Here is a 24753-nt window from a genome sequence, read left to right as displayed (position 1 = left end):
ATTGTAGGGAATATTTAAATATCAAATTTAAGTAATATTAGTTACATAAGACATGATTTTTATCATAATCTTTTTTTGCAAATAAATTGCGCTGTAGGGAAGTATTTCAATATATTTGATTTCTATTAAAATAACTTTTTTTATGAAAAAAGACATTGAAATACCAGAAGTTAGCGATGTTTTTATGGCTATTGTTAAAGAGTTTAATAATGAATTTAAATGTGACGATTGGAATGCATATATTATCAATAACAAAAATGTAGACCTTGAAATGGTATTAATAGTTTCAAAAGGATATGATGAAGATAAATTATTAGAAACTGCTGTATTAAGACATAAAATAGAGAAACTTCCGGCAAACTCATTTGCAAAGGTGGAACTTATACAACCTGAACTTTTGAAGCTTACCAACTTTTTTAACGTAACTTTTTTTGAAGATTCAAAAATGTATGACAAAAAATTTGTGTTTGAAAAAAACTCTATAAAAGATGGCGCATTACGATTGATTTCTCAATTAAATAAAAAAGGAGTTTTAGTTAAATAATTTTATTCTGTTTTACCTATGAAACCATTAATTTTTAGTTTTTTTCTATTATTTAGTAGCCTATTATTTGCACAAAACGTTGAATTGTATGTTGGAACATATACTGTAAACACTGGTGGTGAAGGAATTTACCGTTATTATTTTAATACTAAAACCGGAGAACTTCATCATAAATTATTAGTTACTAAAGTAAAAAACCCATCTTTTATAACGCTTTCAAAAAACAAAAAAAAACTGTTTACTGTAAGTGAAAATGGGGAAAATGGAGTTGTACAATCATATTCACTAAACAAAGGGAAATCTGCTTTAATTAGTGAAACTAAAAGTAACGGAGCTGCACCTTGCCATATATCTTTAAATAAAAATAATAGCACGTTAGTTGTTTCAAATTACGGTGGTGGAACTATTGCATTGTATAAAGTTTCAAAAACAGGAAAAATAGCTACAGCTTTTCAAGTTTTTAATCACAACATTAAACAAGATAAAGCACATGCACATTCAGCAAAGTTTTTTAAAAATAATTTATTTACTGCAGATTTAGGGAGAGATTTTTTAGCTCAATATGTAGTGAAACCTGATGATAGTTATCAATTGAAAGATACTATTTTAATGAAGGATAAAGCTGGACCAAGGCATTTTGAAATTTCAAAAAAAGGAAAATTTATTTATGTTATTAACGAATTGAATTCTACAATTAGCGTTCTAAAAAACAATAATAACAATTATACTAATATTCAGAATATAAACACCTTAAACACTACCTATACTGGTAAAAACTCATGTGCCGATATTCATTTATCTAAAAATCAACAATTTTTGTATGGCTCTAATAGAGGTGAAAATAGTATTGTTGTTTTTAAACGAAATAAGAAAAACGGGAAACTTACTAAAATACAATCTATTGGTGTTGAAGGAAATTGGCCACGAAATTTCACCCTTTCACCAAATGGAAAATTTTTATTGGTTGCTAATCAATACAGTAATAATATTTGTGTTTTTAAAGTGCATAAAAAAACAGGAAAATTAAATTTTGTGGAAGATTACAAACAGGCTTCACCCGTTTGTTTAATATTCTAATTAGAGTTTCATTACTTTTTTAGCAAACTCATCTACTTGTTCCCAATTAGTGTATTCTATTTTTACATTTTTATCTGTTGGTCCTTTGGTAATCCACATAATAAACTGAATCATAGTTCTATCAAAAATACCATATTTTTTATAATCTAACATTCCAGCAAAAACTTCTTTTAACGTAGGATTCCAATTAATTTTTTTGAAGAATTTTACAACATACGGATTTGTTTCTGGAGTATTTTTTTCAGGTTTTCTCGCCACTAAATTCACAGAAAAAAAAGCAGTTTTAATTGTATCTAATTTGGGTTTATTTTTTTCAATTAACTTTATAATAACCTCGTTATGAACTCCATATCTAATACTAGAACCTATTATTAGTGTGTCAAAATCATCAATATTTCCATTAAAGTCTTCAATATTAATAACTTCCAAAGGCTGATTATTCTTATTATAAACGTCTTTAATTCTAGCGGCAATTTTTATGGTTTGACCATCTACAGTTGCAAATATTAATCCTGTTTTAACTAACATATTAGCTTTTTTAAAATCTTACTAAAATTACAAATACTTATTGAGTAGTGTTATGATATTAATCAACAAAAATTAGGCTGCTATTTTAATTCGAAATAAAAAATATTATCGTTATTATCAAAACGTGAAGTTGTTAAATAACCAGACTTTTTATCTATAAAAAGCACATCTAAATCGTCAAATTCTGAATTAAAAACATGGACTTTTATTGGAATACTCCAACGACCATTTACTTTAGTTATTTTATAAATATTAAAACTGTCTTCTTCATAAATAAGTTCATCAACTACAGGTTTTCCATCTACAACACTAGTAACTACTTTTTGTAATTCTCCTTTTTTTATATTAGATGAATAGTAAATAGTGTTTTTATCTACTAATGTTGGATTTATTATAGCAAAATTTCTAGAGGTAATAAATGCTGTTTCACTTCTAATCCACTTACCATTGCTACTTTTATTAAGTATTTGAATGTGGTAAATACCTTTTTCGTTAGTTACAATAGCCATTATTTTTCCATCCTTTGAAATTGAAGGAAATGCGTAGTTAAATTCGTTTTTACAAAACGATACCTGTTTTACGTTTTTTACTTTTAAATCTTTTATTGTTCCTTTAAAAATAGTTGAATTTCCGTTTTCTAAATTTCCAGTAAAATAAATTTCATTGTTAAAAACAGCAACTTTACCTAAATCAAATTTTGAAGTAATTCTAACTTTTTGAGGTTCGTTTTTATCATCAAAAAAATAAAGTTTACTATACCCTGCATTATTAATTGAAGTAAACAATATTCCTTTATTATAAAGTGTAGGAGCTAAATTATTTTTCTCATTTTTAGATAAATACGTGTCGTAAATTCGAATACTATCTGTTTCTATAATTAGCTCTTTTTTTTGAGCATATGAAATTAAACTACTAATTAAAATTATAAAAAAAAATAGATTGTTTTTCATAGATAATTATTGATAGTCACAAATTAATCGAGTTGATCTGTTAATTTTTTAAATACAGTTTTTGGGTTTTTATTCTGATATAAAATAGCATAAACGGCATCAATAATTGGTGTTTTAGCTTTATTTTTTTCATTCAAAATATAGGCGCTTTTAGTAGCGTAATATCCTTCAGCAATCATACTCATTTCCATCATGGCACTTTTAACGGTGTATCCTTTACCAATCATATTTCCAAACATTCGGTTTCTACTAAATGTTGAATAACCTGTAACTAGCAAATCTCCTAAATAAGCAGAATTATTAATGTTACGTTTCATTTTATGAACCTTTCTAATAAAACGTTTCATTTCACGAATTGAATTTGAAATTAAAACTGCCTGAAAATTATCTCCATAACCTAAACCATGCGCCATACCTGCAGCAATTGCAAAAATATTTTTTAACATTGCAGCATATTCGGTTCCAATAATATCATCTGAAATTTTTGTTTTAATGTAATTGCTACTTAAATACTCCCCTAATTGCTGTGCTTTTTTCATATCTCTACAAGCAATGGTTAAATACGATAAACGTTCCATAGCAACTTCTTCTGCATGACAAGGACCTGAAATAACACCAATATTTTCAAATGGTACATTATACATTTTGTTAAAATGTTCACCAACAATTAAACCTGTTTCTGGAACAATACCTTTAATAGCTGAAAATATTATTTTATCTGAAAAATCTATTGAAACTTTATCTAATTCGCTTTTTAAAAACGCTGAAGGAATTGCAAAAATTAATATATCTGCATATTCAATCATTTTATTTATAGAACTAGTAAGGCGAAGTTGATCTAAATTAAATTGAGCCGAACTAATATAATTAGGATTGTGCTGATTTTCTAAAATATAGTCTACAGCATCTTGATTTCGCATATACCAGCCAACTTCTTCTACATTTTCGCATAACATTTTTACGATGGCTGTTGCCCAACTTCCGCCACCTAAAACGGCTATTTTTGGATTTTGGTTCATTTATAAATTAAGTTTTAGTGTTCCAAATGTAAATAAATTGAAACGATTGAATACTTAAAATTCTGTTATTATATTTTCAATGCTTTCTAAATAAGACTTTCCAAATGTATTTAAATGAATTAAAAGCGGATATAGATGATAAAAATTATTACGAAGATTAAAACAAGGTTCTAGCGGATATATTTCATTATACGTTTTATAAAACTTCTCTGAAAAACCACCAAAAAGTTGAGTCATAGCAATATCTACTTCTCTATGACCGTAATAAACTGCGGGATCAATAAATACCGCTTTTTCACTTTCTGAACATATAAAATTGCCATTCCACAAATCACCATGAATTGCTGAAGGCTTTTCTACAGGGAAAATTTGAGGAATTTTAGTATACAAACCTTCAAACTGTTTTAAGTGTTTCTTTTCAATTTTGTTTGAATCAAAAGCTAATTTAACTTGAGGTTTTAATCTGTTTTCAATATAAAAATCTGAAAACTTGTTGAAATATGTGTTTTTTTGAGATAATTGTCCCATAAAATTAGCATAATCTAACCCAAATTTATCACTTTTTTGCTGATGTAAATTAACTAATTGCATTGCAAAATTTTCCCAAAATTTTGGAGTTTCCTTTTTACTTTCAATCCATTCTAAAACCAAATAAGCTTGGTTTTGAAAAGTACCATCTAGAATAATATTTGGTATTAAAGCCTTATGTTTATTCAAAAATTGAAGTCCTAAAACTTCCTCTTTAAATCCGTTTTCAAAAACCGTAGTAGTATTTACTTTTACAAAAAATAAATGTGTGTTAGATAAAACTTGATATGTATTATTTATTGAACCTCCACCAATTGCTTTCCAATTAAAGTTAGATTTGGTTTGTAATTGCTTATTTAAGCTGTTTTCTATAAAATCTTTTAAATTTGAATCCATACTACATATTTAATGGGCAAAATTAATACTAATAGCTTTAATTTTTTACATTTATACAATATTTTATAAAACCTAATTTGAGCGCACTTAAACGATTTTTTAAAGACACAATAATTTATGGTATTGCAGCAGTTTTACCAAGAGCAATTAATATACTATTGGTAAAACTTCACACATCTAAATTAACCGCAGAAAAATACGCCGTAAATACAGATTACTATGTATATGCAGCCTATTTTAATGCTTTGTTAACTTATGGAATGGAAACTGCATTTTTCAGGTTTTTTTCCAAAGAAAAAGAGAAGGGAAAAGTGGTTTCAACATCGTTTTTAAGTTTAGCAACAACTACATTTTTGTTTTTAGTTGGAATGCTTATATTTAGTGAAAACATCTCTAACTTTTTTGGCTTTAAAAATCCACTTTTTTTTAAGTTACTTATTTGGACAACGGTTTTAGATACAATGGTAGTAATACCTTACGCTTATTTACGTGTAACTAACCGACCAATTCGATTTACTTTATACAAGGTTTTAAATATTTTAATTTTTGCATTTTTTAATGTGTTCTTTTTGTGGTTTGTACCGTATGCAATTCAGCAAAATATTTCGTTACCAGAATCTATAGTTTTAAGCTATCAAAATAATCCAAAAGTTATCTTTATTTTTATTGCTGGTACCATTGCAAGTGCTTCTACATTTATTTTATTATTACCAACATTTTTTAAATTTAAAATTCAATTTGATTTTGATTTATTGAAGAAAATGCTTCGTTATTCAACACCTATTTTAATTGCAGGTTTAGCCTATGTAACCAATGAAAATTTAGATAAATTATTATTGGGTGATATGGTTGGTGAACAACAAATGGGTGTATATGCAGCTTGTTACAAATTAGGCGTTTTTATGACGCTTTTTATAATGGCATTTAGATTAGGCGCCGAACCTTTCTTTTTTAATCATTCTGAAGAAAAAAATGCAACAACTACCTATGCAACTATATTAAATTGGTTTGTAATTGCAGGAGCGTTTTTTATGATTTTTATTGTGGCATTTTTAGATGTTTTTGCTTCCATTTTATTAGGAAGTGATGAATATTTTGAAGCTTTAATAATTGTTCCTATAATTCTTTTAGCAAATCTTTTATTAGGAATTTATCACAATTTAGCCATTTGGTATAAACTAACGGACAAAACACGATTTGGAATGTATTTTTCTATAATTGGAGCACTAATTACTATTGTTTTTAACGTAGTTATGATTCCAAAAATTGGTTTTATGGCTTCTGCTTGGGCTACTTTATTAGCTTATGGAATTATGATGCTTCTCTCCTACTTTATAGGAAAAAAATACTATCCCGTTCCATATAATATTAGTAAAACATTGAGTTATTTAATAAGTGCAATTGTAATATCATTTATTTCTTTTTACTATTTTAGAGAAAATTATTTAGTTTCTGTAGGTCTTATTTTAATTTTTGGTGTTATCATCTATTTCAATGAGAAACACGAATTAAAAGCAATTTTAAAAAGAAAATAATTCTGTTATGGTAGAGCATAAATTCAACATTAAAACAAATACATTAGAAGCAAACTATACAGGAAATGTTACTGCTAATGAAATTATAGACTACATAAGCGCTACTAAAAATAATACGCAATACCCAAGAAGTTTAAAAATTCTTTCCGATACAAGAAATGCAAAATTTGATTTTACTATTGAAGAGTTAGATCTAATTGTAGCAGAGAATTATAAATCACTAGAAAATTATAATGAAATTATAGATGCAATTATTGTTGATGATCCAAAAACAACTGTTTTAACTGTTTTATACAAGCAATTTTTTGAAACTAATAAATATAAATTCGAAATATTTGCAACAAAACACGCTGCTTTAAATTGGTTAAATCAATGGTAAATATTAGAACTTTATTTAGTGTAATTGTAGTACTATTATTTTTTAAGGTTACTAAATCTCAAGAGAAAAAATCAACTGCCGCATCTAATGTTACTATTTTAAAAAAGGAATTTATAATTGAAAACTTAAATAGTATTTCACATAAAGTTTGGCTGTATTTACCTCCAAATTATACCTCTTCAAAAAAGAAATTTTCAGTAATTTATATGCACGATGCTCAAAATGTTTTTGATTCAAAAACGTCGTATGCAGGTGAATGGAAAGTTGATGAACAATTAAATGAAATCTTCAAAAAAACAGGCAAAGGATTTATTGTTGTAGCTATTGAAAATGGTGGAGCAGAAAGAATAAACGAATACACACCTTGGACACACGAAAAATATGGTGGTGGAAAAGGTGAAATTTATATCAATTTTATTGTTAAAACTTTAAAACCATACATAGATTCAAACTACAGGACTAAAAATAAGGCAAAACATACAGCATTAATTGGCAGTTCACTTGGTGGATTAATTTCGTATTATGGAGGTTTAAAATACCCTAAAACTTTTGGTAAAATTGGCGCTTTATCAACATCATTTTGGTTTTCTAATAAGGTTGAAGAATTTACTAAAGAAAACGGTGATTTAAAGTGTCAGAAAATGTATTTATTGGTAGGTGGAAAAGAAGGTGAAAATATGGAATCTGATTCAGAAAAAATGAAAGAATTACTTTTAGAAACTGGCTATAAAAAGAAGAATTTAACACTAAAAATAAACCCTGAAGGTAAACACAACGAAGCTTTTTGGAGTTCAGAATTTACAAACGTTATTAACTGGTTATATAAATAAGAATTATGAAAATACAAATCATAAACAAATCTAAACACGAATTACCAAACTACGAAACCATTGCTTCAGCAGGAATGGATTTACGTGCAAATATTGATGAGGCAGTAACTTTAAAACCGTTAGAAAGAGCCATTATTAAAACTGGTTTATTTATTGCTTTACCTGTTGGAACCGAAGCACAAGTACGTCCACGTAGTGGATTAGCAGCTAAAAAAGGAATTACGGTTTTAAACGCTCCTGGAACTGTAGATGCAGATTACAGAGGTGAAATTGGTGTAATATTAGTAAACATTTCTAATGAAGATTTTATTATTAACGATGGTGAACGTATTGCTCAATTGGTAATTGCAAAACACGAACGTGCAGAATGGGATGTTGTTGAAGTATTAAGTGAAACAGAACGTGGAGCTGGTGGATTTGGCTCTACTGGAGTTTAGTTTTTTTATACTAAAACATTACTCAACAGATTAATTTACTATCACAAAAAATATTAATCTGTATATGTATGCACACTATTATTGGCTACCGGCAAATAGTTTACTCCAAACCAACAAACCAATAAAACAACAAAAGCAAGCGCCAAAATTGTGAGTGCTTGTTTTGATTTATTTGGATGAAAATGACGGTAATGAATGTAAATTAAATAGCCCATCCAAGTTAAAAATGCCCAAACTTCTTTTGGATCCCAAGTCCAATAATGTCCCCAAGCTTCTTTTGCCCAAAGTGCTCCAAAAAGTAATCCAAGCGTTAAAAATGAAAAGCCAATATAAACAAGGTTATCAGCTAGTTTTAAGGTTTCTATTTTGAAGTTTCCTTGATAATTATCGTACCAACCTTTTATGGCAACAATACTTGAAGCTGCTAAAACTGCGTACGAAAATAAATACACCAACACGTGAGGCACAAACCAAACACTTTGCAATGCCGGCATAAGCGTTTTTGAGTAGGTTTCAGGGTTTAAATAGTTAATTGCAAGGAAAACTATTGCCATTATAAAACTATAGCCTAAAAACCACTTGTATTTCCATCTAAAAAAAGTTATAAAACCAATTAATGGTAAAAATGTTGAATACCACAAACGAGTTTCGCCTAAAGTTCTCATTGGCGGTCTATCGAGTTCGATCCATAGTTTGACTACAAAAACTATTAATACTATCCAACCTAGCGTAAATAGAATGTTTGCTGCTTTTATTAAAGGTTTCTTTTTATACGAAATAAGTAATACTATTAAACCAATAACCCAAAAAGCAAATACAATTCCGCTGTATAAAGGAAAATCTATCCAAGTCATAATTATTGATTTTTAGTTATTTTATTTCCTACCCAAAACATATAAAAAGCTCCGGCAATCATCATAAATATTCCGGTATAAATTACAGGTAACCACGGATCTCGAACCAATTCTATAACACTTAATTGAGACCATTTTCCCATCTTATCGTTATAACTTAATTGGTACAATTTCCATCCGTCATATTTAAAAGGTTTATTAACTTCTAAAATGGTTGGTGTTTTTTCTCCATTTTTTGAAACAATATCAATATCTGAACTGAATTTTTTTGCTTCAGGAATGGTCATTACAAAAGAATAGTTGTCATCTAGTTTTAAAGATTGGTAAGGATGCGCAAAACTTCCACAAGAAATCCAACCTTTTACAATAGAATCGTTTTCAATATTTTTTACTGAAATATATGCTGAAGGTGGAGAACCTAAATCGTTCACTGGCATATACCTGTCTCCTATTCTACCTGAAGTAACAAAAAATTCTTCAACTTTTACTTCGTAATTATTGTAAATGTAATCTTCGCCTTTATCAATTAAATACAAGTTCTTTCCACTATTATCGGCAATGTTTCCAGTTTCATTATCAACCAATGCCAATTTTGGATTGTATTCTTCAATTAAAAAATCGTTCAAATAAATGGCAAAAGGTAATTCAACTATATTATTGTTTGCGTCTGTAGCTATCCAGCTATGTTTGTTTTCATAAGTATTTAAAGATAAACGTTGCAAATCTCCCGTACCTAACATACCTGCAGTTAATGCTAAAAATAACCCTAAATGATTTAGAATAAAACCAATATTTCCTACATTAAATTGTGTAATTCTTTTAATAGTTATTAAACCTAAACAAGTTAAAAACTGAAAAAGTACTAATAAAAATGCCCAATTACTTGTTATTTTATTTAAGCCAAGATTTGTTACAATTCCATTTTCTGAAGGAACTTGAGGAACAATTCCCATAATCATTACCAAAGAAGTAACAAGAACTATACTTGAAATTGACGCTGGTACTTTTGTTAACCAACGCACTAGTTGTGTATTTCCAAAAACAAAATACAAAACCAATAAAAAGGCAATAAAACCAGTTAAAAAGTAAAGGTTGTATGGGTACGATATAGTAAAATTAGAACCACTACTTGAAGCAATTTCTAAAAAGAAACCCGTTAGCATTAATCCTATTCCTATAAAAAAAGATTCGACGTAACCCCAGGGAGCTTCCCATAGATTACGTCGAATTTGTGTTGTATTATTATTCATAATAAAGTAGTTAGTAGTTGTAATAAGAGTATTTTAAAATATTTTATACTTTTCTAACTACATTTAATATTAATAATTTGCTTCACGTTTTTTAGCAGCTTCATCCCATTTTGGAGCTAACTCTTTTAAGAAACGTTGTTTTTCTTCTTTTAATTTTTCTACCGGTAACCCAATAAATTTTTGAGCAGCTTCTTTAGTTTCAATAGCTGGGTAAGGAACTTCACCTTTAAATCCAAGCTCCATTAATAATTTTGCTAATTTAATTCTAGTTTCTTGTGTAATATCAATTCCTTTACCTAATACTCTACTTAATTCAACAGGTGCGTGGAACGATCCTCCGTGAGATGCTGCAACATAATCCCAACGCCATTGTCCTAAACGAATACCGTTTAAAATGTCTTTCATTTGAGCTTCAGTAGCACCTAATTCCCAACATTTACCAGCTTCTACGTGAGCACGCACTAATAAACGTTCTAATTGATCTCGGTTACCAATAATTCTATCTTGATTATCGAATACATTTTTAATTAACTCCTCTTTTTCTTCTCTATGACAAACTTGACAAGAATTTGCAACATTGTTTAAAGGAGATTGAATATGGTGATCTGTAAATTTTTGTCCGCCTTCAGTTTTATAAGGCATATGACAGTCTGAACAAGAAACACCTCTTTGTCCGTGAATACCCATTTTGTAAGTTTCATAACCTGGATGTTGTGCCTTTAACATTGGCGCTTTACTAATTTTGTGAGTCCAATCTACATGCCCAACTTTATCGTAATAAGCTTCCATATCTTCAACTGTTTGTCCATCATCCCAAGGAAATACTAAATAAGGAATTCCTTCTTTTTCAGGTAAATTTTTATTGAAGTAATACTCAACGTGACATTGTGCACAAACTAATGTACGCATATCGTTATGAGAAGATTTGGTAATATCTTTTCCTTGACGCTCAAAAGCTTCAATTAAAGCTGGTTGCGTAATTGTTAATTTCATAGACTTCTCATCGTGACAGTTTGCACAACCTATAGGATTGATTATTTCTTCACCTTTACTTGCCCATTTACCTTTGTAATAATTATCAATACCATTTTCGCTAATATAACGTGGAACATCTGGAGATTTACATGTCCAACAAGTTGAAGGCATTGGTCCATCTTCTGGTCCTGTTGGTGCACCTGTACGTAATGTATTTCTAACATCGTTAATTGCATAAACGTGTCCACGACCTTGATTGTAATCTTTAGAAAAACCATAACCTGCCCAAAGTACCACTAACCTAGGATCTTCTTCTAACATATCTATCATTGCGCTACCATTATATTTTGATCTAAAAGTAGTGTCTGCAGTTTTGTAATATGATTGATATTCACGTGGAAAATTTTCGCCCCAAACTTCGTTTCTAGGTTCTAGTTTATTAATTTCCGTCATAGGAGTATATGCAAATTTAGCCTCCATTTTACGTTCTGTTATTGAAGAAACTAAAAGTCCTAACAAAAACACAATTACTAATGATGCTATAAATAGCACCCAGTTTTTCCAAGGTTTTCTTGTATTACTCATCTTTTTTATCGTTTTGATTATCTGATTTTTTTAAATATTTACTTAACCAATCTGGCACCGTTTCTTGATGTTCTTTATCTATTTTACCATAGTATTTTACTGAAGATAAACTATGAATACTTCCGTGAGGAACTTCTTGATGGCATTCCCAACATTTGCGTTCTGTTCTAGCTTCAAAATGATTTTCTACTGAAGCAGATAATCTGGCATCGGTAACTTGATCTCCGTGGCAACGAATACAATTATTTTGAACAACTTCATTACCAGCTTCTTTCATTCTAATTACTTCAGGTTCTCCACGTGTTAAAAATACAGATGCATGGTACATTCCATCTTTTGCTTTAAAAGCATAGGTTTTAAATATATTATCATGCGGTACATGACAATCGTTACAAGTGGCCCATTCTCTGTGCGAACTATTTTGCCAAGTGGAGTATTGAGGAGTCATTACATGGCAATTTGCACACGTTTTTGGATCGTCTGACAGATAAGATATCGCTTTCGACTCAACAAGTACATACAACGTAAGACCTGTAATAGCTCCCAATAAAATAATTACTGGAAGTCTCCATTCTTTTGGTGGTATTAGTATTTTGAATAGTCTTTTCATTATGAGTCTATCAGTTTATTAAAAGATTTTAAGACTTTTTTATCCTTTTTATAATTTATACAAAAATCATATTTTTTTTTATTCTAATCTATGACAAATGTCATAATTATTGAATTTATTAACTATAGTTAATACTGTACATATATTTAGTACATTTTTAGGGTAAATAATTTAAAATTATAAGCCTAATTTTAAGGTGCAGGATTGGGTTGTAATTCTTGAATTCTATCAATTTCAATCAACGTTTCTTCAGATAGTTCCACGTGGATACTTTCTATATTTTCTTTTAATTGCTCTAAAGTAGTTGCTCCAATAATATTTGAAGTTAAAAAAGGACGTTGATTCACAAAAGCCAAAGCTAATTGAGCTAAACTTAAATTTAACTTATTTGCTAGTTCTAAATACTTTTCAGTTAAAAATATTGCTTCTTTACTACTATATCTATTGTATTGTGGATATAATTTTATTCTAGATTTTTCAGGTAAAGAATTGTTTAAATATTTACCTGATAAAACGCCAAAACCTAATGGTGAATAGGCTAACAAACCAACATTTTCTCTCATAGATACTTCAGCCAAATTAACTTCAAACAATCTGTTTAATAATGAATAAGGATTTTGAATGGTTTTACAACGTGTTAAATTATTTTGAGAACTTTCATTTAAGTGGCGCATTACTCCCCAAGAAGATTCATTAGATACACCATAGTTACGAATTTTACCTTCTTTAACTAGGTTGTCTAACGTTTCTATAACTTCTTTAATATTATCTTGCCATTCTTCATTAAAATTATGAGTGAAATTACGCTTTCCAAAAAAATTCATGTTTCTATCTGGCCAGTGCAATTGGTATAAATCTACATAATCAGTTTGTAATCTTTTTAAACTTTTATGAATTGCTTCGTGAATTGCTTCTTTTGAAAAGCCAAGATTTTCTCTTATATAATTAAAGTACGGTAATGGTCCAGCAACTTTAGTCGCTACAATTAAATCTTCACGTTTTTGATCTTTCAACCAACTTCCAATATACTTTTCTGAATTTCCTTGAGTTTGCTTATTTCCTGGAACTGAATATATTTCGGCAGTATCAATAAAATTTACACCTTGCTCAACTGCGTAATTTAATTGAGAGTGTGCTTCTACTTCAGAATTTTGCTCACCAAAAGTCATAGTTCCCAAGCATATTTTACTAACTTTTATATCTGTATTTGGAATGGTTGTGTATTTCATTATTTGGTTGGATTATTTGTTTTTATGAAAAAAAACCACTTTCTGAATTATAGAAAGTGGTTGTATATTGTGCAATTCTGAAACAAGTTCAGAACAACGGTTTCTTATTTTAAAATTGCTTCAATTCCTGGTAATGTTTTACCTTCTAAACTTTCTAACATTGCTCCACCTCCAGTAGAAACATAACTTACTTTATCAGCAAATCCAAATTGTTTTACAGCTGCAACAGAATCTCCACCACCAACTAGTGAGAACGTTCCATTTTTAGTAGCTTCAGCAATTGAATTACCTAAAGCAATAGTTCCACCTGCAAACGATTCCATTTCAAAAACACCTAATGGTCCATTCCAAAGAATAGTTTTAGATTCTTTCACTATTTTATCAAAAATTTCTCTAGATTTTGGTCCGGCATCCACACCTTCCCAACCATCAGGAATACTATTAATATCACAAATTTGCGTATTTGCGTCGTTACTAAAATCATCAGCAGCAATTACATCAACTGGGATATGAACTTGAACTCCTTTTGCTTTTGCTTGTTTTAAAATATCTAAAGCTAATTCTTGTTTATCATCTTCACAAATTGAATTTCCAATTTTTCCACCTTGTGCTTTAATAAAAGTAAAACTCATTCCACCACCAATAATTAAGTGATCTACTTTGTCTAAAATATTTTCAATCACCGTAATTTTTGAAGAAACTTTTGCGCCTCCTAAAATTGCTAAAACTGGTTTTTCACCTTCTTCTAATATCTTTTTTAAGCTAACAATTTCTTGTGCTAATAAAGCTCCAAAACATTTATCATTTGGAAAAAATTGAGCTACAATTGTTGTTGAAGCGTGTGCTCTGTGAGCAGTACCAAAAGCGTCATTTACATAAACATCACCTAATTTAGATAATTGTTTAGCAAATGTTTCATCACCTTTTTTCTCTTCATCATGAAAACGTAAGTTTTCTAATAAAAGAACTTCACCCATTTGTAATTCAGCAACAGCATTTTCTGCTTTTTCTCCAACACAATTATCTACAAACTTTACAGCTACACCTAATATTTCTGAAACTTTATCTACAATATGTTTTAAAGAAAATTTAGCTTCTACTCCTTTTGGACGACCTAAATGAGACATTAAAACTGCTGCTCCACCATCTTCTAATATTTTAATAATAGTTGGTTTTGCTGCTTCAATTCTAGTAACATCTGTTACGTTAAAATCCTCATCTAATGGCACGTTAAAATCAACTCTAATTAACGCTTTTTTTCCTTCAAAATTAATGTCTTGTATTGTTTTCATTTTTATAATAATTTGTAGCACAAATATAACTCAATTTAACTTAAAGAGTTGAGTTTTTTACGAAAGCGATTTCAACTTTGTTAACTTTTAAACTTTATAAACTTTGAACTTTACAACTTATCTAAAAATATGTTACTTTCGTTGTAATGAAATTTGAAGACGTTTTAGGACACGAGCATTTAAAAAATCACTTGATTAAAAGTACCGATAATGGTAGAATTTCCCATGCTCAATTATTTGTAGGAAAAGAAGGCTCGGGAACGTTGCCAATGGCAATTGCTTATGCGCAATATATTTTAGCTTCTTCTAGTGAAAATCCTGAAATAAGCGATCTAAAATGTGAAAAATTACAACATCCTGATTTACATTTTGCTTTTCCTGTTGCAACTAATGATAAAATAAAAAGCAAACCCGTTAGTAATAATTTTTTAGAAGATTGGAGAAATTTTATTTCTAAAAAACCATATGCAAACTTATTTGAATGGTTACAATTTATTGGCGTTGAAAATAAACAAGGTCAAATTGGTGTTGATGAAGCAGAAGAAATTGTTAAAAGTTTAAAGCTTAAAAGTTATGAAGGTGGTTATAAAGTAATGATTATTTGGATGGCTGAAAAAATGAATAGTTCAGCTGCAAATAAACTGCTAAAACTTATTGAAGAACCTCCAGAAAAAACAGTATTTATTTTAATTACGGAAAACGAACAGCAAATTATTACTACTATTAAATCTCGTTGCCAATTATTACAATTTCCGCTACTTTCTGAAGCAGATATTACAAAAGGTTTAATTGAAAAAGAAGGTACAGATTTACCAATTGCTGAACAAATTGCCAGCCAAGCAGGTGGAAGTTTTAACAAAGCTTTACACTTATTACATAATGATAATGCCGATGAACAATTTGAACAATGGTTTATTACTTGGGTTAGAGCTGCTTTTAAAGCAAAAGGAAATGCAAGTGTTATTCAAGATTTAATTTCTTGGAGTGAAACTATTGCTAAAAGTGGTAGAGAAACTCAAAAACGATTTTTAAATTATTGTCTTCAATTTTTTAGACAGGCAATGCTATTAAATTACAATGCAGATGCATTAGTATATTTACAACCAAAAACTAATTTTCAATTGGAGAAATTTGCTCCTTTTATACACGGTGGAAATATTTTAGATATAAATACAGAATTAAACAATGCTATTTACCATATAGAACGTAATGGAAATGCCAAAATAATTCTACTAGATTTATCTATAAAATTAACAAGACTTTTACATACTAAAGAAGCATAAATGGAAGTATTAAAAAATGATACTGCTGAAATTTTAATCATTGTATTTTTTATAATTACCTATTTTATGTCTGTTTTTGAAAAAATAGCAGATTGGAAAGGAACTAAAACGTATTATAAAAATCATTTTCAACAAACATTTTTATTTAAGTTTATTCCAGTATTATTACTTAAAGTTGTTGTATTTGAGTTAGTTACGCTTATTTTTTTAACAATAGGTTTATATTTTATTTTCTCGAATTCTTCTTTTGAAATAGCAAAAATTGGATTAATATTTTCTGCAATTACACTATTATTTTTTCTTTTAGCACAACGTATTGCGAAAGATTATCCTGGCGCTATGAATATAACAGTTTACTTTATATTAAACTGTTTTGGTATTTTTTTATTAACTTAAAACATTGATTATGAATTTATTAGGTATTTCATCACGTATAAAACACCCTGAATTTGGTTTAGGAGTTGTAACCAATGTAACCTCAAAACATTATTGGGTTACTTTTATAGAAAACGGATTAGAAACAATAGATATAAATAGTGAATTTGAAGTAATTGAAGCTGTTGAAGACGAAGTTGATTCAGTTAGTTTTTATGAAGTTGAAACCATTTTAAAAAATATGCTTAAAAAATGGTCCGATATTTCAGAAATTATCCCAATAGCCGACCGTTGGAAAGGTGGAAAACTTATTTTAGAACCAAAAGACACAAATTTAGCAAGTAAAGAAATTCCTATTGATACATTTTTTCATAAAATAGTAATGGTGAGAGATAGAGTACGTGTAATGGAACAAAAAATAAATTCAAGCAAAGTACTAGACGATCAAGAAAAAGTAGATTTACAGCAATATATTTCACGCATTTACGGTAGTTTAACTACGTTTAACGTTCTATTTAAAATAAAAGAGCAACAATTTTCTGGACAAAAGAAATAAACTTTAATTATAACCTTGAAAAAATAAAAAAGCCTTTTGCAAGTGCAAAAGGCTTTTTTTATATCTAATTAACTAGAATTTATTCTTTCGAAAATTCAGCATTTAATTTTTCTAATAATGCATCTGTAACATTCATAGCATCTTCACCATACATTACTGTTCCTTGAGCAGCAGTACCTAGAATTAGACTATAACCATTTGCTTTTGCATAACTCGCAACAAAACTATCAACTCTTTTAGTTAATATCTCACTTTGCTTTTGGTTTTCTTCTTGTAAAGATTTTGTAGCTTCTTGTTGCTTTAATTGTAACAATTGATTTTCTTGTTGTAATGCAGCTTCAGTTTCTTGTCTTTTTTTAGCAGACATACGTTGCGCATTTTGATAATAGTTTTGAACTTTAATTTGAAAAGGAGCTCCTAAACTATCCAACTCTTTAGCCATTTTTTCTTGTTTGGCTTTTAAGTTATCTTCTAACTGTTTTGTTGCTTCATAATCTTTCATTAAAACTTCAACATCTATATAACCAATTTTTGATTGAGTACAAGAAGCTAAAATTAAAGCAACAACTATTACTAGTAATTTTTTCATTTTTGATTGAATTTAATTTTCCATTTAAAATAGCTGCGAAGATAAAACAAAAACTGTAGTTTTTACATTAAATTATTAGTATTAGAAATATTTATAGTAATTTAAATTAAATATAAATTTTCACTATTAAAAACAACCTTAAATAAAGAGTTTTAAGCTACTTTTAAAAAATTAGAATGTATTTATGTATTTCAACCATTAACAAAGAATTAATACTATTTAAAATTGATTTTTACTTTGATTTTAATACAATACCATTTAAACACTTACATTTTGTATAAAATTATATTAAACCAAATAGTTACATGTTGAAATATTTTTTATCTAAAAATTATAAACAAGTAGTTTTAAAATCTCTAAAAACTAAAATAAATTACTTGTCTGCTTTTAAAATATAAATTAATGAGGAATATTCTTTTGAAGTTATCGCTTTTAAATTTGAACGTAAGCCAATAAAAAAAGCTTTTATAAAATTAGAATTTCCATTTTTATATTTTTCACTTAATAAGGAAACATAAAAAGAATCAAAATACATAGGCAAAACTTTCTCAACTTTTAAATTAACTTTTGAAAAAAGGATTGAAATTGATTTTTGAGAAAAATGCCAAAGATGTCTTGGAACATCAAACGCAGCCCAAAAATTTTTATAATAAGAAGCATCAAAACTTTTATAGTTTGGAACTGCAATTACTAAAACTCCATTTGGTTTTAATAAGCTTTTTAATTTAGAAATGTAATTGTCTAAATCTGGAACATGTTCTAAAACATGCCACAATGTAATTACATCAAATTGTTTTGAATTAATGTTATTTAAAGTCTCAAAAACAGTTATTACTTTTAACTTCTCTTTTGTTAAGTTTTTTGCTTTTAAGTTTGGCTCCACTCCTACTACATTCCATCCATTATTTTTACAAGTCAACAAAAAATCTCCCGTTCCGCAACCAACATCTAATAAATTTTTATCTTCAGTTTGAAAAGAATTAATCAATTTTAATTTACTTTTTAAAGCATAACTTTTTACAAATTGATATACTTTATCTTGTAAACTTTTTTTAGAATCGGTATGTGAAATGTAATCTTCACTTTCGTAATAAAAAGGTAATTTTTCTAATAAAGGTTTTGGTGAAGTTTCTAATAAATCTAATTCTGAATTATACATTAATTCAAAATTTTCACCTGAAACTGAATAATCTTTTAACGCTAAATAAATCGATTTTTTATCACTCATTTTTTAAAGTGTTCCACGTGGAACATATAAAATTTATCTTCCCATATAAACTAAAAGAACAGAAACATCACTTGGCGAAACTCCACTTATTCTACTTGCCTGTGAAATAGAAGTTGGTTTAATTTTAGTTAATTTTTGACGTGCTTCAATTGATAAAGATTTTACTTTTGAATAATCAAAACTAGATGGTATTGAAACATTTTCTAGCCTATTTAATTTATCGGCTTGATTTTTTTCTTTCTCTATATAACCTGCATATTTTACATGAACTTCCGTCTGCTCCACAATTTCATGATCTATTTTTTCAGTTTCAATAAAGGCTTTTATTTTTGGAAGCTTTGTTAACATTTCAAAATTTAATTGTGGACGTGCTGCAATTTTATACATTTTCATAGACTGTGAAATTGAAGCTGTATTATTCTCTTCTAATAAAGGATTTATCTCTTTAGGTTTTACGCTTAATTCCTTTAAAAATTTCACAAACAAATCTGTTTTTTCCTGCTTTTCAATAACACGATCCATACGCTCTTTTGAAGCTAAACCAATTTTATAAGACAAAGGAGTTAATCTTAAATCAGCATTATCTTGTCTCAACAAAGTTCTATATTCCGCTCTTGAAGTAAACATTCTATATGGTTCTTCAGTACCTTTTGTAATTAAATCATCAATTAAAACCCCAATATACGCTTCGTTTCTTTTAAGTAAAAAAGGCTCTTTTTCTTGTACATTTAAAGCTGCATTTACTCCAGCCATTAAACCTTGAGCTGCGGCTTCTTCGTAGCCTGTAGTTCCATTAACTTGTCCAGCAAAATAAAGATTCTTAACTAACTTTGTTTCTAAAGTATGCTTTAATTGCGTAGGCGGAAAATAATCATACTCTATAGCATAACCATATCTTAAAAACTTAACATTTTCAAAACCTGCTACTTTTCTTAACGCTTTATCTTGAACATCTTCTGGTAACGAAGTTGAAAAACCGTTTACATAAATTTCAACAGTTTCCCACCCTTCTGGTTCAACAAAAATTTGATGCCTTTCTTTTGTTGCAAACCTATCAATCTTATCTTCAATAGAAGGACAATATCTAGGTCCAATACTTTGTATTCTACCATTAAACATTGGTGAACGATCAAAACCAGTACGCAACAAATCATGTACTTCTTTTGAAGTATAACTCATATAACATGAGCGTTGTTTTTCTAACGATTTAGTTTCTGGTAAATACGAAAATTTTTCAGGATTTTCATCTCCAGGTTGCTCTATCATTTTAGAAAAATCTAACGATCTTGCATCTACTCTTGGAGGCGTACCTGTTTTCATTCTTCCAGATTCAAAACCTTTTTTTACCAAGTCTTCAGTAATTCCAACGGAAGCACTTTCACCTGCTCTACCTCCACCAAAAGTTTTATCACCAATATGAATTAAACCATTTAAAAAAGTACCTGCTGTTATAATTACAGTTTTAGCTTTTATCTCAATTCCAAGTGCGGTTTTAACACCAATAATTTTATCTTCATCAAATAATAATCCATTTACCATATCCTGATAAAAGTCTAAATTATCTGTTTGTTCTAACATTAATCTCCATCTTTCAGAAAAACGCATTCGATCACTTTGCGCTCTTGGACTCCACATTGCAGGTCCTTTAGATTTATTTAACATTTTAAATTGAATAGCCGTTTTATCGGTTACAATTGCACTATAACCTCCAAGCGCATCTATCTCTCTAACTATTTGTCCTTTTGCAATACCTCCCATGGCAGGATTACAACTCATTTGCGCAATGTTTTGCAAACTCATTGTAATAAGTAATGTATGTGCTCCCATATTTGCACTTGCAGCAGCAGCTTCTCCACCAGCATGACCTCCACCAACAACTATTACATCATAAACCGTATCAAACATATTCTTAAAATAAGTGTTCCACGTGGAACATTAATTAGTTAAAAGGGCTAAACAACTATCTTCTTCAGCTCTCATTTTAAATTTTTCTTCTTTTGTTTTATCTTTAAAACCACAATAGTGTAAAATACCGTGTATTATTACTCTATTAATCTCATTATCATATGTTTGTGAAAGTTTTAAAGCGTTTTCACGCACTCTTTCTATTGAAATAAAAATATCTCCAGAAATTAAACTTCCCATTGTATAATCGAAACTAATAATATCTGTTAAAGTATCATGATTTAAAAATTCAACATTTAATTTATGAAGATAATCATCATCACAAAAAATATAATTTAATTCACCTTCGCTAAAGTTATATTTTTCGATACAACTTGAGATCCAATCTGAAATTTTAGCTTCATTCTCAAGTTTAAAATCTGTTTCGTAATTAAATACAATCATAATAATTTATTCACTTTTAAAATATTCTTGCACTTTCTTTTTATAAATTGTGCGCAAAGGTAATGATTGTCTGTTTAATATTTCTGTATTATTAAAATATGGTTTTTTAAGGTTTAGCTTTTTAATATTCTTTTGCTGAAAATCTTGTTTATTTGTTTCCGACTTTCTTTTTTCATCTTTACCTTGTTCTTGCATTGCTTCTTCGAGTTTCAATAACTCATACGATAGCTTTTGCATTTTGTCTACCACTTTAGAAGAAAAACCTTTTTCTAACATCTCTTGCTCTAACTCTTCCATTTTTTTAACAACATCTCCACCGTTTCTTTTACCATTTTCACCTTTACTTTCGCCCAACAAATCTTTTAACATCTGTTTTAATTCGGCTTGCTGTTTGTAAATTTCAAACAACTCACCGTTACTCATTTCTTGTTGTTCTCCATTTTCTCCTTCACCTCCAGGTTTACCATTTTCACCTTTTTCTTCGGGTTTACCATTTTTCCCTTTCTCCTTTCCGCTTTTCATTCCTTTCTTCATTTGTTCTGAAACTTCACCTTGTTTTTTAATAATATCTGGTAACGAAAAACCTTTACCTTTTCCGCTTTTTCCACTTCCAAAACTAGGAGATGCATTCATTAAAGCTTGTAAAATATCACTTAACTTGTTCGCCAAATCGTTAGTGCTTGTTATAACAAATTGTTGATTAGAATTTCCAAGATCTACTAAATTTTCTGATAAATTTGAAATGGATTCATCAATTTGAAAATGAACTTCGTTAACATCCTGTTGAATTTGTGCACCCATTTTTACCAATCTTAATGAAAGTGCATACAAACTATCATCAATATGCTCAAAGTATTCTTTTAAAACATGTTGCTTTTTTAAATTAGATGAATACTCTGGATGTTGATTTGTAGCATTAGAGAATTTATTAAATAAGTCTTCTTGCTGAAAAGAGAACTCGATTAGATTTTCTAGTATTTTTCGTAAATCTTCAATGTTTTCATCAATTTCTTCACCTTCCATTCCCTCCATAGACTCGCCCATTTTGCTTGCTAATTGTTTCATTTTTTTTGCGGCAGACTTTTGGCTTTTAGAAGCTTTACTTTTAGATTCTGAATTTTGTTCAGATTCTTCTTTTTGAAGTTGCTCCATAGCATCTTGAAGATCTTTCTCTATGTCTTCAACTTCATCATCTGGTTTTGGCAACTTCATTGGTCTTTTTAAACCTTTATTTTCTTTATCTAAATCTTTAAATTCTTCTTTTAGTTTATCAAACTCTTTGTTAATTTCTTCTTGTTTTTCAGAAGTGTTTTCTTCATTATTTTTTGAAAGCTTATTCTCCTCTTCAGCTAACTTTTCCAGTTTTTCTTGAATTTGAGCAGCTTTTTGTTCAACATAAAACCTCTTGGTTAACTCTAAAATTCGCTCTAAACTTTGCTCGTTTCGTTTATTTTTTTTTGTGAGTTCTTTTAATTTTTTTTGAAGTTCATCTTTATCAAATTTTTTTGTAAGCTCTTCTAATTCCTTTAATAACTTTTCTTGTTCCGCAAGTTTTTTTGTTTCTTCAATTCGCTTCTCTAAATCTTGCTTTTTTTTTGCTAATTTTTCTAGTTTAGGTTGTTCGTCTAAATTTTGCTGCAGTTTATCGGTTTGCTTTTGCAGCATTTGTTGATACTGATTTTGACGTTGTAAAAACTGTTCTAATTTTTGCGTATCGTTCCAATTTATTTCTCCTTTTTTCTGAAGCTCTTCCTGTAACTTTTTGAAATCTGAATTTTCTTTTTTAGATTTTGAAAGTGCTTTTGAAATATTGGAAATTGTTTCACTTTGCTCTTTCAACAACTCTTCTTTAACTTCTGTCTCTGTTTTATTGTAATAACTAAAAACCTTACTTTTTGTTTTTTTAGAACCGTTGACTCTATCGTTGTCAAAAACCTGAAAATACATTTCGTAATCTACACCTTCTTCAATGTTGATTCCTTCCGGAAAAATATAATAGAAATTGGTAAAGGAATTGGGTTTAATATCGATATTAAATCTATTTTTTTCTGATGGATTTTGCTTGTTATAATACACCAACTCTAATTTACTTACCAAGTAATCGTCAGTTAATTCACCTGCAAAATCTATAGGTCCTCTAGAAATAGAATCTATATTAGAAATAACTGATATTTTAGGGAATTCATCATTTACTACATCTACCGAAAAATTTAATTGCTCGTGATTTTTTAACTGTTTATTTGAAGTTGAAATAGTATAGTTTAACGGCTTTAAAATTTGTTTTTTAAAGTTAAAATGATTTGTTGTTGTTTTATTAAAATCTGAAACTTCTGTACCTTGCTTTAAAGAGATTGATTCTGTTTGATGTGTTTCTACTTGCCAATTAATTTGAGTTCCCTGTGGAACAATAGCATTTCCAGTATTTTCAATTACTTCAGCATTTTTTCCAGTATAATCGGGATAATTTAAAATCATTTTTAAATTGGTAATTACTGGAGTTGCAATACTATTTATTTGAAAATCTTGAGACACAACATTGTTTGCTTCAATATAAAAAACAAACGATTTTTTTATGTTGGAAAAAGTGTATTCAAAATTACCTAAACCATTGTTTTGTAAATAATAACTTTCTCCCGAAAACATTATTTTAGCGTTATTAGGAACTACATTTCCAATAGTTTTTACTTGAACAGTTATAGAGTTACCTTCTAAAACATCTAAATTTTTATTAATAATTTGATATATAAACGGAGCTGGTGGTTGGTATACTGTATTATGGTTTACTACACGTGTTAAACTGTCATTAAAAATATTTATGTTTCCTGTTACATATACTAGTAACCAAATTATTAATGGTAACAAAGCGTATTTCAAATACTTTTTATTACTTGAAAAATTTACTGCTTTAACAAATGGTATTGGTTGTAACTGTTTTGATTTTTGCTCAATACTTGCTTCAATTAACTCCGAATGCTGTGAAGTGCTTTCTAATTGCAACATATTCAGTAACTTATCATTAACTTCAGGAAAGTATTTACCAATTAGTTTAGATGCTTCTACTTCGGATATACCGCGTTTAAAACCAATTAATTTAATAATAGGAATTGCTACATAAATTACTAAAAGTAAAACTTCAACAAGTATAAATATCCAGAATAAAATAGTTCTTAACGTAGGTTTTAACCATAAAAAATGTTCAATAATTAAAGTGAAAATAAAATACAATAAACCTATAGATACAAATAGAATTGTACCTTTAATCAACTGATTTACATAATACTTACGTATAAATTGTTGTAATTTTTGTTTTATTAAATGTATGGAGCTCAAAATTATAATTATACTTTAATTGCTA

At 28.7% G+C, this 24753-nt stretch carries 24 protein-coding genes; 9 read left to right on the top strand and 15 right to left on the bottom strand.

What is annotated here, in order from left to right; genetic code table 11:
* Positions 1-142 precede the first annotated feature (142 nt).
* Both R3X25_RS04785 and R3X25_RS04780 read left to right on the top strand, forming a co-directional pair.
* A complete protein-coding gene (locus tag R3X25_RS04785) occupies positions 143-544 on the top strand; it encodes a hypothetical protein (protein WP_317672379.1) in 402 nt (133 codons plus the stop codon).
* Between the two features lie 18 nt (positions 545-562).
* Entirely contained in the window at positions 563-1621 is a 1059-nt protein-coding gene (locus R3X25_RS04780) for a lactonase family protein (protein WP_317672377.1), read from the top strand.
* Here R3X25_RS04780 and hemG read toward each other — a convergent pair whose 3' ends face one another.
* From hemG to R3X25_RS04760, 4 genes are all read right to left on the bottom strand, one after another.
* Entirely contained in the window at positions 1622-2149 is a 528-nt protein-coding gene (hemG, locus tag R3X25_RS04775) for a menaquinone-dependent protoporphyrinogen IX dehydrogenase (RefSeq protein WP_317672375.1), read from the bottom strand. It lies immediately after the preceding gene.
* An 80-nt stretch (positions 2150-2229) separates the two neighbouring features.
* Entirely contained in the window at positions 2230-3099 is an 870-nt protein-coding gene (locus R3X25_RS04770; protein WP_317672373.1) for a hypothetical protein, read from the bottom strand.
* Between the two features lie 23 nt (positions 3100-3122).
* The gene (locus R3X25_RS04765; protein ID WP_317672371.1) at positions 3123-4118 is read right to left on the bottom strand and encodes an NAD(P)H-dependent glycerol-3-phosphate dehydrogenase; all 996 of its coding nucleotides are present in this window, start codon (positions 4116-4118) and stop codon (positions 3123-3125) included.
* Between the two features lie 54 nt (positions 4119-4172).
* Positions 4173-5042 carry a fructosamine kinase family protein gene (locus tag R3X25_RS04760; RefSeq protein ID WP_317672369.1) on the bottom strand — a complete coding sequence of 290 codons (870 nt, stop codon included), beginning with the start codon at positions 5040-5042 and terminating at the stop codon, positions 4173-4175.
* A 77-nt stretch (positions 5043-5119) separates the two neighbouring features.
* On the opposite strand from R3X25_RS04760, the gene R3X25_RS04755 reads away from it, so the two are divergent.
* Genes R3X25_RS04755 through dut form a run of 4 tightly spaced genes read left to right on the top strand, consistent with a single transcriptional unit; the run spans position 5120 to position 8223 of the window.
* Positions 5120-6577 carry a polysaccharide biosynthesis C-terminal domain-containing protein gene (locus tag R3X25_RS04755; protein WP_317672367.1) on the top strand — a complete coding sequence of 486 codons (1458 nt, stop codon included), beginning with the start codon at positions 5120-5122 and terminating at the stop codon, positions 6575-6577.
* 7 nt (positions 6578-6584) lie between these two features.
* The gene (locus R3X25_RS04750; protein WP_317672365.1) at positions 6585-6956 is read left to right on the top strand and encodes a hypothetical protein; all 372 of its coding nucleotides are present in this window, start codon (positions 6585-6587) and stop codon (positions 6954-6956) included.
* Entirely contained in the window at positions 6950-7786 is an 837-nt protein-coding gene (locus R3X25_RS04745; RefSeq protein WP_317672363.1) for an alpha/beta hydrolase, read from the top strand. Before R3X25_RS04750 ends, R3X25_RS04745 begins: the two co-directional genes overlap by 7 nt.
* Before the next feature lie 5 nt (positions 7787-7791).
* The gene (dut, locus tag R3X25_RS04740) at positions 7792-8223 is read left to right on the top strand and encodes a dUTP diphosphatase (protein WP_317672361.1); all 432 of its coding nucleotides are present in this window, start codon (positions 7792-7794) and stop codon (positions 8221-8223) included.
* A 53-nt stretch (positions 8224-8276) separates the two neighbouring features.
* Here dut and ccsA read toward each other — a convergent pair whose 3' ends face one another.
* The 6 genes from ccsA to R3X25_RS04710 all read right to left on the bottom strand — a co-directional run bounded on the left by ccsA (position 8277) and on the right by R3X25_RS04710 (position 15018).
* Complete coding sequence (ccsA, locus tag R3X25_RS04735) at positions 8277-9077, bottom strand: cytochrome c biogenesis protein CcsA (protein WP_317672359.1); 801 nt, start codon at positions 9075-9077, stop codon at positions 8277-8279.
* Positions 9078-9079: 2 nt separating this feature from the next.
* On the bottom strand, positions 9080-10327 hold the full coding sequence (locus tag R3X25_RS04730; protein WP_317672357.1) for a cytochrome c biogenesis protein ResB: 1248 nt from the start codon (positions 10325-10327) through the stop codon (positions 9080-9082).
* A 69-nt stretch (positions 10328-10396) separates the two neighbouring features.
* On the bottom strand, positions 10397-11887 hold the full coding sequence (gene nrfA, locus R3X25_RS04725; protein ID WP_317672355.1) for an ammonia-forming cytochrome c nitrite reductase: 1491 nt from the start codon (positions 11885-11887) through the stop codon (positions 10397-10399).
* Positions 11880-12497 (bottom strand): cytochrome c nitrite reductase small subunit, encoded by a 618-nt coding sequence (gene nrfH / locus R3X25_RS04720; RefSeq protein WP_317672353.1) that lies wholly within the window; start codon positions 12495-12497, stop codon positions 11880-11882. The genes nrfA and nrfH overlap by 8 nt, the downstream gene beginning before the upstream one ends.
* A gap of 191 nt (positions 12498-12688) precedes the next feature.
* The gene (locus tag R3X25_RS04715; protein WP_317672351.1) at positions 12689-13726 is read right to left on the bottom strand and encodes an aldo/keto reductase; all 1038 of its coding nucleotides are present in this window, start codon (positions 13724-13726) and stop codon (positions 12689-12691) included.
* A 104-nt stretch (positions 13727-13830) separates the two neighbouring features.
* On the bottom strand, positions 13831-15018 hold the full coding sequence (locus R3X25_RS04710) for a phosphoglycerate kinase (RefSeq protein WP_317672349.1): 1188 nt from the start codon (positions 15016-15018) through the stop codon (positions 13831-13833).
* Between the two features lie 146 nt (positions 15019-15164).
* Here R3X25_RS04710 and R3X25_RS04705 point away from each other — a divergent pair, with 146 nt between their 5' ends.
* Genes R3X25_RS04705 through R3X25_RS04695 form a run of 3 tightly spaced genes read left to right on the top strand, consistent with a single transcriptional unit; the run spans position 15165 to position 17232 of the window.
* A complete protein-coding gene (locus R3X25_RS04705; protein ID WP_317672347.1) occupies positions 15165-16301 on the top strand; it encodes a DNA polymerase III subunit delta' in 1137 nt (378 codons plus the stop codon).
* A complete protein-coding gene (locus R3X25_RS04700; protein WP_317672345.1) occupies positions 16302-16697 on the top strand; it encodes a DoxX family protein in 396 nt (131 codons plus the stop codon).
* A gap of 10 nt (positions 16698-16707) precedes the next feature.
* Positions 16708-17232, top strand: a complete 525-nt coding sequence (locus R3X25_RS04695; RefSeq protein ID WP_317672343.1) for a hypothetical protein — start codon at positions 16708-16710, stop codon at positions 17230-17232.
* Positions 17233-17311: 79 nt separating this feature from the next.
* On the opposite strand, the gene R3X25_RS04690 is transcribed toward R3X25_RS04695, so the two are convergent.
* From R3X25_RS04690 to R3X25_RS04670, 5 genes are all read right to left on the bottom strand, one after another.
* Positions 17312-17821, bottom strand: coding sequence for an OmpH family outer membrane protein (locus tag R3X25_RS04690; protein ID WP_317672341.1), 510 nt, complete (start codon positions 17819-17821; stop codon positions 17312-17314).
* Between the two features lie 373 nt (positions 17822-18194).
* Complete coding sequence (locus tag R3X25_RS04685) at positions 18195-19049, bottom strand: class I SAM-dependent methyltransferase (protein WP_317672339.1); 855 nt, start codon at positions 19047-19049, stop codon at positions 18195-18197.
* Between the two features lie 33 nt (positions 19050-19082).
* Positions 19083-20954, bottom strand: a complete 1872-nt coding sequence (gene mnmG, locus R3X25_RS04680; RefSeq protein ID WP_317672336.1) for a tRNA uridine-5-carboxymethylaminomethyl(34) synthesis enzyme MnmG — start codon at positions 20952-20954, stop codon at positions 19083-19085.
* A gap of 30 nt (positions 20955-20984) precedes the next feature.
* Complete coding sequence (ybeY, locus tag R3X25_RS04675; protein ID WP_411556561.1) at positions 20985-21398, bottom strand: rRNA maturation RNase YbeY; 414 nt, start codon at positions 21396-21398, stop codon at positions 20985-20987.
* Positions 21399-21404: 6 nt separating this feature from the next.
* Complete coding sequence (locus tag R3X25_RS04670; protein WP_317672334.1) at positions 21405-24728, bottom strand: DUF4175 family protein; 3324 nt, start codon at positions 24726-24728, stop codon at positions 21405-21407.
* Positions 24729-24753 lie beyond the last annotated feature (25 nt).

Source organism: Lutibacter sp. TH_r2 (genome assembly GCF_033101135.1).
Lineage (GTDB): Bacteria > Bacteroidota > Bacteroidia > Flavobacteriales > Flavobacteriaceae > Lutibacter.
Note: the sequence above shows the minus strand (reverse complement) of the source record. Positions and strands in the feature narration are given on the sequence as shown.

Excerpts from the sequence above, each read along its gene's own strand:
- ccsA (WP_317672359.1), bottom strand. The coding sequence starts at position 9,077 with ATGACTTGGATAGATTTTCCTTTATACAGCGGAATTGTATTTGCTTTT.
- R3X25_RS04745 (WP_317672363.1), top strand. The coding sequence starts at position 6,950 with ATGGTAAATATTAGAACTTTATTTAGTGTAATTGTAGTACTATTATTT.
- R3X25_RS04705 (WP_317672347.1), top strand. The coding sequence starts at position 15,165 with ATGAAATTTGAAGACGTTTTAGGACACGAGCATTTAAAAAATCACTTG.
- R3X25_RS04765 (WP_317672371.1), bottom strand. The coding sequence starts at position 4,118 with ATGAACCAAAATCCAAAAATAGCCGTTTTAGGTGGCGGAAGTTGGGCA.
- hemG (WP_317672375.1), bottom strand. The coding sequence starts at position 2,149 with ATGTTAGTTAAAACAGGATTAATATTTGCAACTGTAGATGGTCAAACC.
- R3X25_RS04700 (WP_317672345.1), top strand. The coding sequence starts at position 16,302 with ATGGAAGTATTAAAAAATGATACTGCTGAAATTTTAATCATTGTATTT.
- nrfH (WP_317672353.1), bottom strand. The coding sequence starts at position 12,497 with ATGAAAAGACTATTCAAAATACTAATACCACCAAAAGAATGGAGACTT.
- R3X25_RS04695 (WP_317672343.1), top strand. The coding sequence starts at position 16,708 with ATGAATTTATTAGGTATTTCATCACGTATAAAACACCCTGAATTTGGT.
- R3X25_RS04770 (WP_317672373.1), bottom strand. The coding sequence starts at position 3,099 with ATGAAAAACAATCTATTTTTTTTTATAATTTTAATTAGTAGTTTAATT.
- R3X25_RS04760 (WP_317672369.1), bottom strand. The coding sequence starts at position 5,042 with ATGGATTCAAATTTAAAAGATTTTATAGAAAACAGCTTAAATAAGCAA.
- ybeY (WP_411556561.1), bottom strand. The coding sequence starts at position 21,398 with ATGATTGTATTTAATTACGAAACAGATTTTAAACTTGAGAATGAAGCT.
- R3X25_RS04685 (WP_317672339.1), bottom strand. The coding sequence starts at position 19,049 with ATGAGTGATAAAAAATCGATTTATTTAGCGTTAAAAGATTATTCAGTT.
- R3X25_RS04690 (WP_317672341.1), bottom strand. The coding sequence starts at position 17,821 with ATGAAAAAATTACTAGTAATAGTTGTTGCTTTAATTTTAGCTTCTTGT.
- R3X25_RS04750 (WP_317672365.1), top strand. The coding sequence starts at position 6,585 with ATGGTAGAGCATAAATTCAACATTAAAACAAATACATTAGAAGCAAAC.
- R3X25_RS04715 (WP_317672351.1), bottom strand. The coding sequence starts at position 13,726 with ATGAAATACACAACCATTCCAAATACAGATATAAAAGTTAGTAAAATA.
- R3X25_RS04780 (WP_317672377.1), top strand. The coding sequence starts at position 563 with ATGAAACCATTAATTTTTAGTTTTTTTCTATTATTTAGTAGCCTATTA.
- R3X25_RS04730 (WP_317672357.1), bottom strand. The coding sequence starts at position 10,327 with ATGAATAATAATACAACACAAATTCGACGTAATCTATGGGAAGCTCCC.
- dut (WP_317672361.1), top strand. The coding sequence starts at position 7,792 with ATGAAAATACAAATCATAAACAAATCTAAACACGAATTACCAAACTAC.
- R3X25_RS04785 (WP_317672379.1), top strand. The coding sequence starts at position 143 with ATGAAAAAAGACATTGAAATACCAGAAGTTAGCGATGTTTTTATGGCT.
- mnmG (WP_317672336.1), bottom strand. The coding sequence starts at position 20,954 with ATGTTTGATACGGTTTATGATGTAATAGTTGTTGGTGGAGGTCATGCT.
- R3X25_RS04710 (WP_317672349.1), bottom strand. The coding sequence starts at position 15,018 with ATGAAAACAATACAAGACATTAATTTTGAAGGAAAAAAAGCGTTAATT.
- nrfA (WP_317672355.1), bottom strand. The coding sequence starts at position 11,887 with ATGAGTAATACAAGAAAACCTTGGAAAAACTGGGTGCTATTTATAGCA.